The sequence below is a fragment of the Tannerella forsythia genome, from assembly GCF_003860135.1.
In the GTDB taxonomy this organism is placed as follows: Bacteria; Bacteroidota; Bacteroidia; order Bacteroidales; family Tannerellaceae; genus Tannerella; species Tannerella forsythia_A.
Window position 1 is genome coordinate 1 of record NZ_RQYN01000109.1, and the last position, 1,885, is coordinate 1,885.

General features: G+C 46.4%; 1 protein-coding gene. It reads left to right on the forward strand.

What is annotated here, in order from left to right; genetic code table 11:
* On the forward strand, positions 1-1,885 hold a 1,885-nt coding region (locus EII41_RS13455), incomplete at both ends, for an ABC transporter permease (protein WP_148091759.1).

Here is a 1,885-nt window from a genome sequence, read left to right on the forward strand (position 1 = left end):
TAAGATGGCGACGCTGCTAAACGTGGCGGGATTGTCGGTCGCCTTCGCCGCGTTTATGGTGATTATGATGCAGGTAGATTATGATCGAATGTTCGATAAATGTCATCCCGATCATGCGGAAATCTTCCGCATGGAATTTATTAATAAAGAAGGAAGACAGGCGAATATCAGCCGTCCGTTGGCCGAAAGTTTATTTGCTTCATCGCCGCATATCGTGGCGGGCGGCTTAGCGAATGCCAATCCATTGCTGGGGCAAATCTTTTTTACGGTCGAGGTGAATGGTGACAAACGATCGTACAAGGAGAAGATAATGCCGGTGACTCCCGGTTATATGGATGTATTTACATTCGATTTTGTGGAAGGTACAAAGGAGGCGTTAAAAAATCCCGGCCATGCCGTGATTCCTCTGAGTCTATCTCGCAAGTTGTTTGGCGATGGTTCTTCCGTAGGGAAACTGCTGCTTGGGCGAGATCGTACGTTGACGGTAGGGGCCGTATATCGTGATTTTCCGGCAAACACAAGTGTCGGAAACATCATTTATAGAGCTATTCCGGAGGATGAGAACAAGAACAAATGGGGGGATTTTCATTATTATGTGTATATCCGGATAGATGATGCAGCCAATATTTCATTGATTTCCGAAAACTTTAAAAAGAATTTTGAACGCACACCCGAAACAGCCGATCACGGTATTACGTTAAACAATCCCGATAACGATATTCACTTTACGCCTCTGATAGATTTGCATTATATTGCCGGGGTGGCATACGACATTATCCCCAAAGCTGGACGCGAGACTTTGCCGGTTCTGTTTGCGATTGCCATCGTTATTCTTGTAATTGCCGGGATTAACTTTACGAATTTTAGCACAGCGCTGACACCTATGCGCATCAAAAGTATCAACACGCAGAAAGTGATGGGAGCCGAGGTAAGTATGATCCGCTGGTCACTCATTGGTGAAGCTGTTCTTATCAGTCTGTTTGCTTACATCCTTGCCCTTCTTTGGGTCGATTTGTTTGCCCATAGTCCCTTGTCGGTCCTGGTCGATGCGGAACTTTCTTTCATGGCGCATCCGTTGATAACAGGTAGCACCGCTCTTATTGCGGTTGCAACCGGAACGTTAGCCGGACTGTATCCGGCGTTTTATATGACTTCGTTTCCTCCCGTATTGGCATTGAAAGGGAGCTTTGGCTTGTCATCGCAAGGACGAAGACTTCGAAATACGTTGATGGGATTTCAGTTTATGGCCTCGTTTGCGTTGATCATTGGTGCCGGCTTCATGTACCTGCAAAACCATTATATGAAGCATGCGGCACTGGGATATGAGAAAGATGAATTGATTGTTACGAATATCAGCGATAAGATTCAGAAAAGTACCGACGCGTTCGCTGCACGAATGAGGGAGTTTTCCGGCATCGAAGCGGTAACGTATTCGATGATGCTGCTGTCGAGTGCCGATCAGTACGGTGATTTGGGTAGAGGATACAAAGGAAAAAACGTTACCTATCAGGTTATCCCCGTCGATTATTCTTTTTTGGACGTGATGGGTATTCCGGTTTCGGAAGGACGAAATTTCCGCATCGAAGATACCCATACGGAATATGGAGTTTACATCTTTAATGAGACGGCACGTGATCGATTTGAATTGGAAGTAGGGACAACGATTAGCAGGTCGGAGATTGTCGGTATTATGCCCGATATTAAGTTTGCTTCGTTCCGTACCGAGGTTGTTCCGATGGCCTTCTATCTGACGGGTACACGCAAATGGGCAGATTCGCATCAGTATGCCTATGTTAAGGTTAAAGGAGGTTCGGATATGCGTGCGGCGATGGAACATGTGCGCGCGACACTGGCCGAGTTTGATCCTGAATATCCGTTCAACGTG